This window comes from Anaeromassilibacillus sp. An250 (genome assembly GCF_002159845.1).
GTDB lineage: Bacteria > Bacillota > Clostridia > Oscillospirales > Acutalibacteraceae > Anaeromassilibacillus > Anaeromassilibacillus stercoravium.
The window spans coordinates 87,216-103,297 of sequence record NZ_NFJK01000002.1 but is presented as its reverse complement, the minus strand read 5'-3'; the positions used below and the strand labels follow the sequence as shown (position 1 = coordinate 103,297).

Sequence of the window (16,082 nt, the reverse complement as noted above, 5' to 3'; positions counted from 1 at the left end):
TTACAATTTCTTTCCATATTACGCTGTGGCGTGGGTATAGACCTGCCCTGCCGCTGGAACGATGTCCCGTTTCTCCAATAGCTCGGATACTGTGACAAATTGGTAACCCTCCGCTGCCAACGCGGGGAGGATCACTTCACACGCATCCGCTGTCGCGGCGTACAGGTCGTGCATCAGGATGATATCCCCATCCTTTACCTTTTCCAAAACCTCGCTGGCAATGGCGCCGCTGCTGCGGTTCTTCCAGTCCTGCGTATCGATCGACCAGAGGACAAACGGCTTTTGTATGGCCTCTCTCGCCGCATCGTTGATCGCCCCATAAGGGGGCCGCAAGAGCACCGGCGCTGTGGGAAGCAAATGCGAAATGCGTTCATCCGTCTCCTGCACCTGAAAAGCGATCTCCTGTTCACCCAGTTTGGAAAGGGAAGCGTGGTTATAGGAATGGTTTCCAATTTCGTGCCCTTCTGTGTATTCCCGCTGTAATACATCGGCGTAGCTGTCCACGCGGTTTCCCAGGACAAAAAAGGTTGCGCGCGCGTTGTACTGTTTGAGCAAATTCAGGATGCGGGGCGTCACAATCGGATGGGGGCCGTCGTCAAAGGTCAGGGCAACCATCGGGCGGTCTGGATCGACGGCGACCGGCTCCGGTTCTGTGAGTTCCACCTCCGGCGCAGCCGCGACGGAGAGCAGCGGCCCCTCGGTTCGGATCCGAAGAGCGCCCGTCAGGTCTTCATAAGGGATTTCGGCCATTGGTGCTCCATCCTGTTCCGGGAAAATCTGCCCCTGCTCAAAATAGATGCGTACGGCATCCGTTGTGAGGGCAAAGTTTTGAAAATTATCCATATCCGGTGTGGTGCCCGCCAAAAACTGCTCCGTTTCGGTTGCGCTAAGGTTGCCGGACGATTCGCGGAACGATTTTCGTACCCCTTCGGAAAGGCGTTCCAGATAATCGTTCTGGAAAATGTCCCCGAGCCCCAGCTGCCTCCCCTCTAGCAGGTCAAAAACCATGGCGATCGTTCGATCCCGTGCGTTGGACCAAGTGGAAAATTGTTCCTTCACCGTGAGTACCATGGAGGCAGTCCGGTCCCCGGCCATATAAGACTGATAATCCACCAGCAAATCGGATTGCACATCCGTTGTAGTGGTCTGCTGTTCCTGTCCCAACTGTTCCCGATGGCCCTTTTGCAAGTCCTCCACTACCTCCAAAACCTGTAAATCGATCGCTTGAATGCCGAAAACCGGATAGTGGATACTGACCGCATGATCTGGGTCATTGTTTACAATGGATTCCGTCTCTCCGATCTGCTGATTTTCCGATGGATTTGGAAAATAAAGCGTCTGTGCCAACGCCTGCCGTTCCCGTTCGGACAAATTTTTGTTGTCGCCCATGTGCATAACGAAAAATATGGCTGCGGCCGCTAAAACCGTCAAAATGGCCCCGATAAAAATTGCCGCACGTGCGCTCCGCAGTTCTTTTGTGCTTCGCATGGTATCACCCTCTCGTAAGTAGTATCCCAAAGAAAGGGCGCTGCATACAGACGATAAACCATTGGCAGAAAAATTTTCCTTTTGTATTCGTAATCTTGTAAATAAAAAACCCTCCGTGGTCATACACAGAGGGTTCTCACTTGTATACAAAATGGATCGTTAGCCGCCGAGGTAGGCTTTGCGCACCTTTTCATCGCGGCTGAGGGTGTCCGCATCGCCGGACATAGAGATCGTTCCCGTCTCCAAAACGTACGCCCGATTGGCGATGGACAGTGCCTTTTTTGCGTTCTGCTCCACCAGCAGTACGGTCACGCCCGACCGGTTGACATCGTGAATGATCTCAAAAATTTCGTTTACCAACAACGGGGACAGGCCCATGGAAGGTTCGTCCAGCAACAACATCTTCGGCCTGGCCATCAGTGCACGGCCAATCGCCAGCATCTGTTGCTCGCCGCCAGAGAGCGTCCCGGCAATCTGCTTGCGGCGCTCCTTCAAGCGCGGCAGCCGCTTGAATACGGATTCATAATCCTCGTCGATGCCGCTCTTGTCCTTTCGGATATAGGCGCCCATCTCCAAGTTCTCCTGCACCGTCATCCGCGCAAAGATTCGGCGCCCTTCCGGAACCTGCGCCAGTCCGAGACGGATGATTTTATGCGGGTCCGTTGTTCGCAGGTTCTGACCGCAAAAGGTAATCTCTCCCGCTTTTGCCTTGACCAGCCCGCAGATGGCATGCAGTGTCGTCGTCTTGCCCGCGCCATTTGCACCGATCAATGTGACAATCTCCCCTTCGTTTACCTCAAAGGAGACGCCCTTGATCGCATGGATCGACCCATAGTAGACCTGCAGATCCTTCACAGAAAGCATAGCCATGTCTTCATTCCCCTCCCAGATACGCGGTAATCACGCGCGGATTGTTGCGGATCTCCTCCGGATTTCCCTCAGCGATCACCTTGCCATAATCCAGCACATAGATGCGCTCGCAGATTCCCATCACAAAGTTCATATCGTGTTCAATCAACAGGATGGCAATCCCGAACCGGTCGCGGATCAAACGGATGGTCTCCATCAGCTCTTTTGTCTCTGTGGGGTTCATCCCCGCAGCAGGTTCATCGAGCAGCAATACCTTCGGATTGGTTGCAAGCGCACGGGCAATCTCCAATTTGCGCTGCTGTCCATAGGGGAGATTTTTGGCGAGATCCTCTGACTTTTCGTCCAGGTTGAATACCTGCAGCAGCTCATGCGCGCGCTTGTCCACCCGCTCCTCCTCCCTGCGATACGCAGGAAGGCGGAAAATCCCGGAAAGGACCGAATACTTCATCTGGAAGTTCATGGCAATCTTGACATTGTCAATCACAGAGATATCTTTAAACAAGCGGATATTTTGGAATGTGCGGGAGATTCCCCCCTGCGTGATCTGGTACGTCTTTTTCCCAACAATGTTCTGGTTTTCGAGGGTGATGGTCCCCTCCGTAGGGACATACACATCCGTCAACAGGTTGAACACCGTCGTTTTCCCCGCACCATTCGGCCCAATCAGGCCGATAATTTCTTTCTCGCCAATGGAGAACTGTACATCCTGGAGTGCGCGCAGGCCGCCAAAGGCGATTCCCAAATTCTTTGCTTCCAAAACGGCCATTTCTTACGCCTCCTTTTTTGTCTCCGCTTTTTTGCCGCGGAATTTGTTTAAGATCTTGGTCAGGGACAATTCATGCTGCCCCAACAGGCCGGAGGGCTTAAACAGCATCACGCAGATCAAAATGACGGAATAGATCAACATGCGGTACTCGGAGAAGCCACGCAGCAGCTCCGGAAGGAGCGTCAGCACAATCGCCGCCACGATGGAACCCGTAATCGAGCCCATGCCGCCCAAAACCACCATAATCAGGATCTCCACCGAATAGTTGAAGTCAAACTTGCTCGGGTCCAAAACGCCGATATGATGTGCATAGAGGCCACCGGCGATCCCGGCGAAGAACGCCGCCAGGACAAACGCGAGCAGCTTATAGTAGGTGGTATGGATTCCGGCCGCTTCTGCCGCAATTTCATCTTCCCGGATGGCAATGACCGCACGTCCATGGCGGGAATGAATAAAGGCAAAGATCACCGCAACGGTTATAATGGCGATGATAAACACATATGTGAAGGTTGTCAAAAGTGGGATGCCGGACAAGCCCGCTGCGCCGCCGGTAAACGGCATGGCCAGGATCAGCACACGGATGATTTCGCCGAATCCCAACGTCAAAATGGCCAGGTAGTCGCCCTTCAGACGAAGTGCCGGCACGCCGATGATGACGCCGAAGGCCGCCGCCACAATGCCGCCGACCAACAGCGCCAACGGGAAACTAACCACTGTGGGCAATCCGGAATACATGGTGAACAACGCCGCCGAATACGCGCCCACACTCATGAAACCTGCATGTCCCAAAACCAGCTGGCCCAAAAAGCCGGTGGCCAAATTTAAGCTAACAGCCAAAATCACATTGATGCAGACCATGGTCAAAATGCCGGAGTAATATGGATTGATAATATTCGCACTGATTAATACGGAGAGTAAAATATAGAGCGCCAGCACCAAAACAAGGATGATGACATTCGGAATCCACTTTTTCTGTTTCATGCTGCCACCCCCTTAAACTTTTTCCCGGACATTTTTTCCGAGAAGGCCCGCCGGCTTGATCAGCAGGACCAGGATCAAAATGCCAAAGACCACTGCGTCGGTGATCTGCGAGCCGCCCGCTGCCGTGGTCAAGCTCTCGGCTACTCCAAGGATATAGCCGCCGAGCATCGCGCCCGGTATACTTCCGATTCCTCCCAGAACCGCGGCGACAAACGCCTTTAGGCCCAACATGCCGCCCATATATGGGGTAATCTGGTGGAATGTGTTGCAATACAATACGGCGCCCACTGCCGCCAGTGCAGAACCTACACCGAAGGTAAAGGCGATAGTCGAGTTGGTATTGATCCCCATCAGCTTCGCCGCACCCGCATCTTCACTGGTTGCGCGCATGGCCTTGCCGATCTTGGTTTTGTTGACCAAGAGTTGTAAGGCAATCATCATGACAATCGAAGTCACGATGTTGAGAATTGTGTTGGAACTGATCTGCAACGCCCCAAGCTCCAGCATCCCATTCGGGAACATAGCAGGCATGGATTTCGCGCTGGACGAAAACAGCAGCTGCGAAAGGTTCTGCAGGAAAATGCTGACACCGATCGCTGTGATCAATAGGGAAATCCTGGGGGCGCCTTTTTTCAGAAGCCGGCTGTATGCCAGCTTCTCAATGAGCACACCAGCCACCCCGCAGAACAGGATGGAAACCAAAACCGCCGCCCAAAGCGGCATTCCTGCCATTACTAAACCAACATATGTAACATATGCGCCCACCATGATGATGTCGCCGTGGGCAAAGTTAATCAGCTGCACGATGCCATACACCATGCTGTACCCCAGTGCAACCAGGGCATAAATACTTCCAATGCCAAGCCCATTGAACACCTGCGCCAAAAGATCCATGGCTGCTCCTCCCTCAATTTCATTAGCTCTTCTTTTGAATAACCGGAAAAGAGGGTGACCGCAATCGCCCTCTTTTCCATTTTGTTCCATTCTGTTTTACAATTCGTATAAATTTGTCGAAAAATTATTTTTCGTAGTATTCGATAAACTTATACTCGCCATTGTCGATCTGCGTAATTGCCGCACTCTTGACCGGGTTGCGGTTTTCGTCAAAGGTCATGTGGCCCGTCAGACCGGTGAAGTCGATAGCTGCCATCGCAGATGTAATTGCGGCGGAATCCGTGGAACCCGCCTCGCTGATCGCCTGGGCGAGCATCTTCATCGCGTCGTAGCCCAATACCGCAAACTGGCTTGCATCCATGCCATAGGTTTCCTTATATTTCGACAAGAACGCCTGCAAATTCGGGTCGTCGCTCTGTGCGGAATACTGGCTGCAGAAATACGCGCCATTGACCGCATCCATATTGCTCTCGTCCACCTGGCCGATGACGCCGTCCCAGCCGTCTGCGCCCAGGAACTGCGCCTCAATGCCCAACTCCTTGGCCTGCACGGCAATCAGGGCCACGTCCTGATAATAGACCGGCAGGAAAATGACGTCCGGGTTTTTGCTCTTAATATTGGTGAGCTGTGCCTTGAAATCGACGGTGCCTTTGCCGTAGCCTTCGACCTGCACCACTTCAATACCAAGATCTCCGGCAGCCGCTTCAAACGCCTCATACAGGCCCTTGGAATAGTCGTCGGAAATGTTATAAATGATGGCTGCAGTCTTTTTCTCCAGTTTCTTGGAGGCATAGGAAGCCATCAGTTCCCCCTGGAACGGGTCGATAAAGCAGGCGCGGAAAATATTTTCGCCCGCCTGGGTGATGTTTTCCGCCGTGCCGCTGGCCGTGATCAGCGGGATCTTGTCCTTTGCCGCCTGCTGCGCAACCGCAAGCGTAGGCTTGGACGTAACGTCGCCGACAATTGCTACAACATTGTCGCTCTGCACCAGCTTATTATAAGCGTTGACCGCCTCGGTCGCATCGCCCTTTTCATCATATACGATGTACTCAATCTGCTTCCCCAGCACGCCGCCATCTGCGTTGATCTCTTCAACTGCCATTTTTACGCCGTTGTCAACCGCCACGCCATAGACGGAGACATCGCCGGTCAGAGGAGCCAAGCCGCCGATTTTAATCGTATCACCCGTTGCACCGGCATTGTTGGCATTTCCACCATCCTGTGTATTGCCGTTGCCACAGCCGACCATTGCCGTCAGCATCATGGCCGCCGCCAAAACCATTGCTAAAAAACGCTTTTTCATGATTCTGAACCCCCATTTCAAATTTGGATCAAACCCTTGCGCCAAAATCCCTCTAATATGAAAACGACCGGGTGGCCTTGCCGGACGGAACTTTCACCTACGTCCATCGCGTTTTACCGCAGGAAACTGCAGGTGATCCATTTCATCCAGCGTGAAAATGGTCACGCGGCGCCGTGTTTAATCCGTTCACATACAGTTCATTATTGTGATTATACTACGCAGGCCATCCTTTTGCAATATCAAAATAGGCAAGATGCGCGCTTTTGTGCAAGAATCGGCTGATTGCCCAATTCATTTTATGCCCTATACGCATATTGAGGATAACATTGCAATTTTTTTGCTTTTTCTTGCAAAGCGCTCTTCCTATCTTTTCCATTTTCCCCATCCATGCAAAACAAAAAGAGGCACCTCGCAAAGCAAGGTGCCTCCTCGGCTTATGTTTCAGCAGAATAGCATCTTATTCCGCTGTCTTGGTGCAATACATAAAGAACTTATAGCCCAGCGGGGAATCCCAATAGCCTTCCAGGTTCGGCTTCTTGAGATAGGTATCCGCATAGTAGTAGATCGGGGCGCCAGGCATCTCTTCCGCCCACAGATCTTCCGCCTGATGCAAGATTTCAAAACGCTTCGCGGAATCGGCCTCTGCCTTCGCCTGATCGATCAAAGCATCAAACTCCGCATTCTTCCAATGGCAGTCGTTGTTGCCGTTGTCGCTCTTGAAGATCTCCAGGAAGGTGAGCGGATCGTCATAGTCTGCAACCCAGCCGTCGCGGGCCACTTCAAAGGTACCTGCCGGACGGGTTGCCAGGAAGACGTTCCATTCCTGCTGTGCGATCTTGCACTCGATGCCGAGCTCTTCTTTCCACATGTTCTGGAGAGCTTCTGCAACACCCAGATGCAGAGTTGCGGTGTTGGTGGTGTACTCAAAGGTCGGGAAGCCTTCACCGTTCGGATAACCCGCCTCGGCAAGGAGCTGTCTTGCTTCCTCAACATTCTTCTCGTAATCGGCCGGATCAGTGGAGAAATAATCGCCGCCAACCTCACGGAAAGTCGTATCGCCTTCAGAAACCTTCTCAGCAACGATTGCCGCTGCCGGGACTTCGCCCTGCTTGGAAACGGTCTCAACAATGTAGTTGCGGTCGATCGCCAACGTCAGAGCCTTTCTGACTCTCGGATCATTAAAGGGTTCCTTCTCCGTCTGGAATGCGAGATAATACGTACCAATCTCATTGATGGTGCCGAAGTCCTCGCGCTCCTTCAAAGCATCGAGTTCGTCAACCGGCAGCTGGAACACATAGTCGAGCTCGCCGTTGTCATAAGCTGCCAGCTTTGCGTTGTCGTCTTCCAAAAGGATAAACTTCAAAGTGCTATCGGTAACCTTGTCCGCATCATAATAATACGGGTTCTTCACATAGGTAATGCTCTCTTTGTGGCTCCAATCGGTCAGCATCATCGGGCCATTGCCGATGAACGTAGAAGGATCCTGGGTCCAACTGTCGTTGCCTTCAACAACATCCTGGCGAACCGGATAATAGATCGGGAATGCCAAAAGCTTATCAAAGTACGGGCAGGGAGCTGCCAACTGAACGGTCATGTGGGTGTCGTCCACCTTTGTAACACCCAGCGTGGACGGATCGGCTTTGCCCTGATACACATCAGCGCCGCCCTCGATCACGTCAAACAGGTTTGCATAGTCGGAAGCCGTTTCCGGGGAAGCGGCACGCTGCCAGGAATAGATGAAATCGTCCACCGTGACCGGCTCACCATCGGACCACTTGATGTCGTCGCGCAGGGTGATGTCCCAAGTCAAACCGTCATCGCTGACGTCAACCTTTTCTGCCTGGCCAAGAATCGTGTTGCCGTTCTCATCGAACTTGTAGATGCCTTCAAACGCATGGACCGCATAGCAGGCGCCGTCTACAGACTTGTTCAGGGCCGGGTCCAAAGTCTCCGGCTCCGGGCCGATACAAGCCGTGATTTCGGGAGCAGCCGCACCGCCGTCGTCGGACGGAGTCGAAGCGGTTTCGCCACCGTTACCGCAGCCCACGAAGGTTGTCGCCAACATAGCAACTGCCAAGATGGTTGCAAGTATCTTCTTCATGAATAAATCCCTCCAGTTTTTAAAATTGGATAAATCTATTTTAATCCGCTAAATTGCGAATTAAAAGCCCAAGAACTACCGGAATTCGCAAAAAAAGCATTTGCTATTTTATCAAACTTCACCAATTCTATGACACGCTGCATAATGTCCCCCGCCGTAATCTTTAAATTCCGGCACTTCTGCCGCACAACGCTCTGTTGCATACGGGCAACGGGTGCGGAACCGGCAACCGGACGGCGGATTGACCGGGCTGGGAACGTCTCCCTCCAACACGATGCGTTTTTTCGCACGGCTGGCCTTCGGATCCGGAATCGGGATTGCCGAAAGCAGCGAACGTGTGTAAGGATGGATCGGGTTCTTATAAAGCTCGGAGCTCCCTGCCAGCTCAACCAGCTTGCCGAGATACATGACGCCAATCCGGTTACTGATGTGCTTGACAATCGCAAGATCATGGGCAATAAAGAGATAGGTCAAGCCCAGCTCCTGTTGCAAATCTTCAAACATATTCACAATCTGCGCCTGAATGGAAACGTCCAATGCGGAAATCGGCTCGTCGCAGACGATAAATTCCGGATTGACCGCCAAGGCGCGCGCGATTCCGATTCTTTGGCGCTGGCCGCCGGAAAACTCATGTGGATAGCGGTTCGCATGCTCAGAATTGAGCCCGACGCGTTCCAACAACGAAAGGATCATGTCGTGGCGCTCCTGCTTGCTCTTCGCAAGCTTATGGATATCAATGGGCTCTCCGACGATATCGCCAACGGTCATACGCGCATCCAAGGATGCATAAGGATCCTGGAACACGATCTGCATCTTTTTGCGGTATGGCGCAAAATCTACGTGGGTAACATCTTCCCCTTTGTAGATGATTTTGCCACCCGTCGGCTCATAGAGGCGTAGAATGGTACGGCCCGTCGTCGTCTTACCGCAGCCAGACTCACCTACCAGGCCAAAGGTTTCGCCCTTATCGATGTGAAAGTTGACATCATCGACCGCCTGCACATACGTTTTGTGGAACAGCCGGCCCTTGACGGGAAAATACTGCTGAAGGTGCTGTACCTCCAAAAGTTTCTCACTCATGCTTCTTTCCCCCCTTCGGCTTTCGCTTCTTCCATCTGCCTCTTCTGAATCAGCCAGCAAGCGCTGACATGTCCCTCGGAGATCTCCGTATAGGGCGGCATTTCACGCAGGCAAATTTTCATGCATTTGTCGCAGCGCGATGCAAACGGGCAGCCCGCGGGAGGGTTGAGCAAATCGACCGGCGTGCCTTCAATCGGGATCAAACGCTCATGTTCATCCTCATGGATTTTCGGAATGGACTTGAGCAGGCCCAGGGTGTAACAATGCTGCGGGTTGTAGAAGATGTCGTCTGTTGAACCGATCTCCACAATTTTGCCCGCATACATCACCGCAATGCGGTCGCAAACGTCCGAAACAACGCCCAAATCATGGGTGATAATGATAACGGACATATTGATTTTTTTCTTTAACTCAACCATCAGTTCCAAAATCTGCGCCTGGATGGTCACATCCAATGCCGTCGTCGGTTCGTCCGCGATCAAAAGCTTTGGTTCGCAGGCCAACGCCATGGCAATCATGACCCTCTGGCGCATACCGCCGGAAAACTCATGCGGATACTGCTTCATACGCTTTTCTGGTTCATTCATTCCAACCAGGTGCAATAGCTCTACCGCACGATCCCAGCATTCTTTCTTTGTCTTGGTCGTATGCAGGCGCAGCATCTCGATCAGCTGGTTTCCAATGGTATAAACCGGGTTTAAGGAGGTCATCGGGTCCTGGAAAATGATACTGATCTCGCTTCCGCGAATCTTTCGGAATTCCTTTTCCGTCATCTTTTCCATATGTTCATGACCATTAAAGGAAATTGTGCCTCCAACGATCTTGCCTGGATCTGCGATGATCCCCATCAGGGAGTAAGCGGAAACACTCTTTCCGCTTCCGGATTCTCCAACGATTCCAAGCACCTCGCCGTACTTCATGCTATAGGTTACGCTTGTAACGGCTTTGACTTCGCCAGCGGGGGTAAAAAAGGAAACATGGAGATCTTCAATATCGAGTAAGGTATCTTCTGTATTCATCTTACAAATCTCCTATTTCTTTAGCTTCGGGTCGAATGCGTCGCGCAGGCCATCGCCAAACAAGTTAAACGCCAAAATAATAATGCTGATGGCTACGGCAGGGATGAACAGACGGTATGGGAACGAGTTAATGCTGCTGATCGCATCCGAGGCGAGAGAGCCAAGGCTTGCCATCGGAGCTGCAACACCGAGCCCCAGGAAGCTTAGAAACGCCTCTGTGAAGATTGCGGAAGGAATCTGCAGCGTGGCGGTTACGATCAACGTGCCAATACAGTTCGGAAGCAAATGCTTGCGGATAATCCGGCCATTTGAAGCGCCCAGCGCCTTGGCCGCCGTGACAAATTCCTGCTCCTTCAACGTCATCACCTGGCTACGTACGATACGTGCCATACTCACCCAATACAACAAACTAAATGTGATAAAGATACTGATTAATCCGACGCCCACACGATTGAGGCCGTCAAAGATTGGGCTGCTATCAAACAGCGCCTGCAGAGGGGATTTTAAAGTAACCTGTAATAGAATGATAATCAAAATATCAGGGATCGAGTAGATGATATCCACGATTCGCATCATGATCAAGTCTACTTTTCCACCAAAATACCCTGCCACAGAGCCATAGATGGAACCGATCAACAAAACCAGTGCGCTTGCAATCAAGCCGACCAAAAGGGAAACCCTGGCGCCCGTGAGCACGCGAATCCCCAAATCACGTCCCAGCTTGTCCGTGCCAAAAATATGGGGGAAAACGCTTTCTCCTGAATCAATCAGCGCCTGCTCTTCCTCGGAATACTGCATCGGCCACAGATTTTCGCTGCCGCGGATCTGCTGGTCGTATTCATAAGGATAAAAGTTTGGGACAACAAACGCACAAATGATTACCAATAAGATCACCACTGCGGCAACCATAGCCACCTTATTCTTACTAAAACGCTTCAGCGCATCCTTCCAGAAGGTTGTGCTTTCGCGCATAATGTCCAGCTGTTTCTTCTCGTCTTCGCTTGCCGGGAGAAAATCGTCCGGGTCAAGCTGGAGGCTCAGCGGATTTTTTTTCAGCTTAATATCCACCATTAGACCGTCTCTCCCTTCTTATCTCAGTTTAATACGCGGGTCCACTATCTTGTAGAGGATATCCACGATAACGTTCATCAACACCAAAAAAGTCGCCAAGAAAATCGTAGTGCTCATCACCATGGGATAGTCACGCCCGGTGATGCAATTGATAAACTCACGGCCAAGGCCGGGAATGTTGAAGATTTTCTCCACAACAAAGCTGCCCGACAACGTAAAGGCCAACAGGGGGCCTGCATACGTGATAATTGGGAGAATCGCATTGCGCAGCGCGTGCTTAAACAACATCTTAAATTTGCTGACGCCTTTCGCCCGCGCTGTACGGATATAATCCTGGTTGAGTGCATCCAGCATACTGGAACGCATCAAGCGTGTGATGTAGGCCATTGGATAGAACGCAAGCGTAAACACAGGTAGGATGTAATGCAGCGGAGTTGATAAACCCATCGTTGGCAACCACTTTAATTCTACACCAAAGATTTTCATCAACGCGGTAGCCACAACAAAACTCGGAACAGCAATCCCTAAAGTAGAGACGACCATAATCAACTGATCACCCCACTTTCCTCTGCACATGGCAGCGACGGAACCAAGCCCGACGCCTGCTACCAGCGCAACCAAAATGGAAATTCCACCCAGGCGGGCAGATACGGGGAAGGTCGAAAAAATGATGTCGTTTGCCGTTCTTCCTTTTTGTTTCAGGGATTCGCCAAAGTCGCCATGGAGCAGTCCATTCATATAGTTTAAATACTGCTGGGGCTTTGGCACGTCCAAACCATACTTTGCTTCCAAAGCTGCTTGGGTGGCGGGAGTTACCGCTTTTTCACTCAAAAACGGCCCGCCAGGGATCAGGTTCATCACTGTAAACGTAATAACAGAGATCAAAAAGATGGTCAAAATCGCGTATCCCAAACGTTTACATACATACTTCGCCACTGTTTGCCACTCCTTAGTCTAAAAGATTTGCTGCCTTCTTTTTGCATTCTTTCCTCGGTGCATCATACTGAACCGGTCTTCGGAAAAGCCGTCAAATCTTGTAGACTACTCCCCCCGGCAATCCCCTAAATTCAACATTTTGCACCAAAACCAATGGACATAATCCACATTTCCTACAGAAAGTTTGTCAAAAATTGGAATAAAATATTAATATTTTATTATTGTAACATATAACCCTTGATAATTCAATAGGATTCGTAGCTATATAACGTTGAATAGGACACCTCCATCATTGGACGTGTCCTATTGATGTGATCTATTATAACAAATTTATGAACAAAATGCAAGTTCAAGTTTTTATTTTTCATTTTCCATAGCCCCCTTTGGGAGGCCAAGCAAATAGAGCCAAATAAACCCAGAAATCACGCCGTTTGCCAAACATCCCAATTGCTGATGCGCTGTTTGCGGAAGCTTGTTTATGCAAGTTTTATATTTTAAAATGCATACTTTCCTTCTATCTTAGCCAACCTAAATTTCGTAAACGAACTTGTTCTTTTTAGGATTTCCGAAAAGCCTCTGTTCATGCGCCATGCGCCTCACATTTGATATAAAGCGCCCTTGAAAGGGAGGTTCCTTTAAAATTAGGCCCTTTCCTGCTCTATGAGCTCCTGAATCCGCTTTTTCGCACGATAAATCCGTATACATACATTTTTCTCTGAAATCCCCAACAGAGTGCCAATAACCGGGTTAGGCAGCTCAAAATAATATTTCAGGACAATTACGTCCTGATAATTGGAACGCAACTTGGGCAAATAAGGAAACGATCTCTGTTCCAAATCATGCAGAATCAGATCCTGATCCTCCCCTAATGGGTTAAACATGCAATCCTTACTCTTTTGAAGAGATTTGGCAGCATTGCGGGCAATAATCAAAATGAGTGCCTTCAAATTGCTTTGCCGAAGTTTACAAATCCAACTTGCTGCACTGTAAATCCTCTCTTCTGCACAAGCAATCGCTTCCTCAACACATATGGGGTCCTGTAAAACCCTTCTAACCTCATTTTGCAAATCCATCTGATAATGTTCCAAGATCGCTTGAATTTCACCTAAACCGGTCAAGCCCCTATCTCTCATTTCCATCATGGTCTATGCATCACCTTAAACTCTGTTCTAGGGAACAATTCCTGGAAAAGATCGTTAAAAGCGCCCATTAAGAAATTTTATATGGAATGAAACCCGCTGAAACTATTTTGATCGCTTTATCAATTTATAAAATTACCATATAAAAATCTAGTTTCCAATTTCCCCCACTATTATAACATTATAATTTTAATAAATAAGCCTCCGAAAACAAATTGTCTCCGGAGGCCTGTGTGAAAAATTCACTTTTTTTTGTACGTGATGACCGTTGTCTCGCCCGCAGTAGCTTCTCCCGTAATCCCTTCCATACTCTTAAGGTCGTCCATTGTCGTGATGATACAGGGAGAAATCGTCTGGAACCCTTTCGCTGCAATCGCCTCAATATCCATGTCCATCAACTTATCCCCAGCATTTACATGATCGCCAACTTTTACATGGCAAGTAAAGCCTTCGCCGTTTAACTTTACGGTGTCAATTCCCAAATGGACCAACACCTCCGTCCCATCGTCCGCTTCAATGCCAACTGCATGGAATGTGTGTGCGACCTGGGCAATCGTACCGGAAACCGGTGCCACTACAGTATTGCTGGTCGGAATGATCGCAATTCCATCCCCCAAGACCTTATCAGAAAATACTGGGTCGGGAACTTCTGTGATCGGCACAACTTTTCCCGTTTGCTGCGCTACAATTTTGCTGTCTTTCTTACCAAACAGTCCCATGGAACATACCTCCAAATTTTATTCCGGGATATAACAATCCCTGTTTCTCCATTTTAATCGAAAAAGGGACCCACCAGGTATTATTGTGCATCGTGACCGGGAAAAATCCTCAAAGCTCTGAGGCCTTAAAAGAATTTTCTTCATCAATCGACGATGCAATTGACCCCTGCATACAATCATCTGAAAACAGCAGTCTCCCTGAACTTGCGGAGGGAGACTGCTGCCATTCATACGATCACAGGAATATAATGCTGAAAATTACAGATACTTCTTCATCGCATCCACGAGAGCCTCTGCCTTCGTGCCAACGATAACCTGCGTAACCTGATCGCCAGCCTTCATGACGCCGGAAGCACCCAGAGCCTTGATTGCCTTTTCGTCAAGGTTCTTGTTGCTCTTCAGCACCAGGCGGATACGGGTGATGCAGGATTCGATTTCCTTGATGTTCTCTTTGCCGCCAAGGATGTCGACATACTTCTTTGCAAGGCCGTCATAGCCCTGGTCCTTGACCAGCTTGGAGAAACCTTCTGTTTCCTCATCGTCGTCGTCCTCACGGCCAGGGGTCTTGAGGTTGAACTTAACAATGGCGAAACGGAAGACGATGTAATAGATTACGCCAACTACGAGGCCGATCGGGATCAACAGCCACGGATTCTGTGCCAGCGGCACCCAGGAGCTGAAGAACAGATCTACAAAGCCTGCGCTGAAGTTAAAGCCTGCACGGATCGGGAGAGCCGCTACAACCGCCATGGAAATACCGGTGAGCAGGGCATGGACGACATACAGTGCAGGAGCAAGGAACATGAAGGAGAACTCCAACGGCTCGGTTACGCCGCTGACGAATGCGCACAGCGCGCCTGCGAAGAGGATACCACCGGCAACCTGCTTCTTGCTCGGCTTCGCAGTGTGATACATTGCCAAAGCAGCACCCGGCAGACCGAACATCATGATCGGGAAGAAGCCGGACATGTACATACCGGTGACGCCGGGAGTGCCCGTGCCGCCCCAGAAATTGCCGATATCATTGATACCAGCAACATCAAACCAGAACACGGAGTTCAATGCGTGGTGCAGGCCAACCGGGATCAACAGTCTGTTGAAGAAGCCGTAGATACCAGCGCCGATCGCACCCAGGCTGATGATTGCCTCGCCGAATGCAACAAGTGCATTGTAAACAACCGGCCATACAAAGAAGAAGATCAAGCCAACTACTACGCTAACCAATGCCGTCACAATAGCTACCGAACGCTTGCCGCTAAAGAAGGACAATGCCTCCGGAAGTTTCGTGTTCTTAAAACGATTGTAGCAAAGTGCGCCAACAACGCCGCAGATGATGCCGATGAACTGGTTGTTTGCCTTGGAGAAAGCAGCATCTGCTTCCGCCCCAGTCAAAACTGCGACGACGCTGGGATTCAAAATCTGCTGGACCATCAACCAGGAAACCAGGCCGGCCAGCGCGGATGTACCTTCGTGATCGTCGCTGAGACCAATCGCAACACCGATCGCGAACAAAATGGGCATGTTGTCAATGATCGCTCCACCGACTTTCACCAAGAAGAAAGCGATGACATTCGGATCACCAAGACCGGACATAACGTTGGAATCGATCATGTAACCAATTCCCATCAGGATACCTGCTACAGGCAAGCAGGCAATTGGAAGCATCAAAGCTTTTCCAAGCTTTTGAAGCTTTGCAAGGACCTTTTGCATAATTT

15 protein-coding genes are annotated in these 16,082 nt (G+C 50.4%); all 15 read right to left on the bottom strand.

Translation table 11 applies throughout. From position 1 onward, the window contains the following. Positions 1-18 precede the first annotated feature (18 nt). Positions 19-1,488: a polysaccharide deacetylase family protein gene (locus tag B5F54_RS02115; RefSeq protein ID WP_172749508.1), complete on the bottom strand. Its 1,470-nt coding sequence runs from the start codon at positions 1,486-1,488 to the stop codon at positions 19-21. Positions 1,489-1,647: 159 nt separating this feature from the next. Beyond that, complete coding sequence (locus B5F54_RS02110; protein ID WP_442856099.1) at positions 1,648-2,352, bottom strand: ABC transporter ATP-binding protein; 705 nt, start codon at positions 2,350-2,352, stop codon at positions 1,648-1,650. A 10-nt stretch (positions 2,353-2,362) separates the two neighbouring features. Then, complete coding sequence (locus B5F54_RS02105; protein ID WP_087229855.1) at positions 2,363-3,124, bottom strand: ABC transporter ATP-binding protein; 762 nt, start codon at positions 3,122-3,124, stop codon at positions 2,363-2,365. Between the two features lie 3 nt (positions 3,125-3,127). Then, positions 3,128-4,105 carry a branched-chain amino acid ABC transporter permease gene (locus tag B5F54_RS02100; protein WP_087229852.1) on the bottom strand — a complete coding sequence of 326 codons (978 nt, stop codon included), beginning with the start codon at positions 4,103-4,105 and terminating at the stop codon, positions 3,128-3,130. A gap of 12 nt (positions 4,106-4,117) precedes the next feature. After that, positions 4,118-4,999, bottom strand: coding sequence for a branched-chain amino acid ABC transporter permease (locus B5F54_RS02095; RefSeq protein WP_087229849.1), 882 nt, complete (start codon positions 4,997-4,999; stop codon positions 4,118-4,120). A gap of 124 nt (positions 5,000-5,123) precedes the next feature. Next, positions 5,124-6,302: an ABC transporter substrate-binding protein gene (locus tag B5F54_RS02090; protein WP_087229846.1), complete on the bottom strand. Its 1,179-nt coding sequence runs from the start codon at positions 6,300-6,302 to the stop codon at positions 5,124-5,126. A 214-nt stretch (positions 6,303-6,516) separates the two neighbouring features. Continuing rightward, positions 6,517-6,678: a hypothetical protein gene (locus tag B5F54_RS17480; RefSeq protein ID WP_172749507.1), complete on the bottom strand. Its 162-nt coding sequence runs from the start codon at positions 6,676-6,678 to the stop codon at positions 6,517-6,519. 81 nt (positions 6,679-6,759) lie between these two features. Further along, positions 6,760-8,403, bottom strand: coding sequence for a peptide ABC transporter substrate-binding protein (locus B5F54_RS02080; RefSeq protein WP_087229840.1), 1,644 nt, complete (start codon positions 8,401-8,403; stop codon positions 6,760-6,762). 111 nt (positions 8,404-8,514) lie between these two features. Next, positions 8,515-9,483, bottom strand: a complete 969-nt coding sequence (locus tag B5F54_RS02075; RefSeq protein ID WP_087229837.1) for an ABC transporter ATP-binding protein — start codon at positions 9,481-9,483, stop codon at positions 8,515-8,517. Continuing rightward, positions 9,480-10,502, bottom strand: a complete 1,023-nt coding sequence (locus B5F54_RS02070; protein ID WP_087229834.1) for an ABC transporter ATP-binding protein — start codon at positions 10,500-10,502, stop codon at positions 9,480-9,482. Before B5F54_RS02070 ends, B5F54_RS02075 begins: the two co-directional genes overlap by 4 nt. Before the next feature lie 12 nt (positions 10,503-10,514). Continuing rightward, positions 10,515-11,573: an ABC transporter permease gene (locus B5F54_RS02065; protein ID WP_419761401.1), complete on the bottom strand. Its 1,059-nt coding sequence runs from the start codon at positions 11,571-11,573 to the stop codon at positions 10,515-10,517. An 18-nt stretch (positions 11,574-11,591) separates the two neighbouring features. Beyond that, on the bottom strand, positions 11,592-12,509 hold the full coding sequence (locus B5F54_RS02060) for an ABC transporter permease (RefSeq protein ID WP_087229831.1): 918 nt from the start codon (positions 12,507-12,509) through the stop codon (positions 11,592-11,594). A gap of 641 nt (positions 12,510-13,150) precedes the next feature. Next, positions 13,151-13,651, bottom strand: a complete 501-nt coding sequence (locus B5F54_RS02055; RefSeq protein ID WP_087229828.1) for an RNA polymerase sigma factor — start codon at positions 13,649-13,651, stop codon at positions 13,151-13,153. Positions 13,652-13,890: 239 nt separating this feature from the next. Next, positions 13,891-14,367: a PTS sugar transporter subunit IIA gene (locus B5F54_RS02050; protein ID WP_087229826.1), complete on the bottom strand. Its 477-nt coding sequence runs from the start codon at positions 14,365-14,367 to the stop codon at positions 13,891-13,893. 258 nt (positions 14,368-14,625) lie between these two features. Continuing rightward, positions 14,626-16,077: an N-acetylglucosamine-specific PTS transporter subunit IIBC gene (gene nagE / locus B5F54_RS02045; protein ID WP_087229823.1), complete on the bottom strand. Its 1,452-nt coding sequence runs from the start codon at positions 16,075-16,077 to the stop codon at positions 14,626-14,628. Positions 16,078-16,082: the final 5 nt, after the last annotated feature.